Origin of the sequence: Pseudomonas sp. R38(2017) (genome assembly GCF_002112395.1) — a bacterium.
GTDB lineage: Bacteria > Pseudomonadota > Gammaproteobacteria > Pseudomonadales > Pseudomonadaceae > Aquipseudomonas.
Window position 1 is genome coordinate 1 of record NZ_NEHN01000024.1, and the last position, 758, is coordinate 758.

A 758-nucleotide genomic window follows, 5' to 3' on the forward strand; every position below is an offset into this window, starting at 1 on the left:
GCCATCGATTGCTTGGCGGCCTTGATCACAGCGGCCGGTTCGGTCTTGGCGCGGGCGCGGTATTGCTCCCAGGTCCAGCCGGCCGGCAGGTAACCGTTGAGCGGGTCGTGGGCGCTGGTCTGGTCGGTGACCATGTCCGGGCGCACGCCGCGACGGACCAGTTCCGGAAGGATTTCGGCGGCGTTGCCCAGCAGGGCGATGGAGATCGCCTTGCCTTCTTTGGTGTACTTCTCAATGCGCGCCAGGGCGTCGTCGAGGTCTTTGGCCTGCTCGTCGACGTAACGGCTTTTCAGGCGGAAATCGATGCTCACCTGCTGGCATTCGATGTTCAGCGAGCACGCACCGGCCAATGTGGCAGCCAGAGGCTGGGCGCCGCCCATGCCACCGAGGCCGGCGGTCAGGACCCAGCGGCCCTTGAGGTTGGAGTCGTAATGCTGGCGACCGGCTTCAACGAAGGTTTCGTAGGTGCCCTGCACGATGCCCTGGCTGCCGATGTAGATCCAGCTGCCGGCGGTCATCTGGCCGTACATCGCCAGACCTTTCGCGTCGAGTTCGTTGAAGTGTTCCCAGGTCGCCCAGTGCGGCACCAGGTTGGAGTTGGCGATCAGCACGCGCGGCGCGTTGCTGTGGGTCTTGAACACGCCGACCGGCTTGCCGGATTGCACCAGCAGGGTCTCGTCATCATTCAGATTGGTCAGGCTTTCGACGATCTTGTCGTAGCACTCCCAGTTACGCGCGGCGCGACCGATGCCACCGTA

General features: G+C 64.1%; 1 protein-coding gene. It reads right to left on the bottom strand.

Features of this window, described 5'->3' with window-relative positions; genetic code table 11:
• Positions 1 to 758, bottom strand: a 758-nt coding sequence (gene hutU, locus CAF87_RS28905; protein ID WP_085741072.1) for a urocanate hydratase, incomplete at both ends; no start/stop codon positions are given.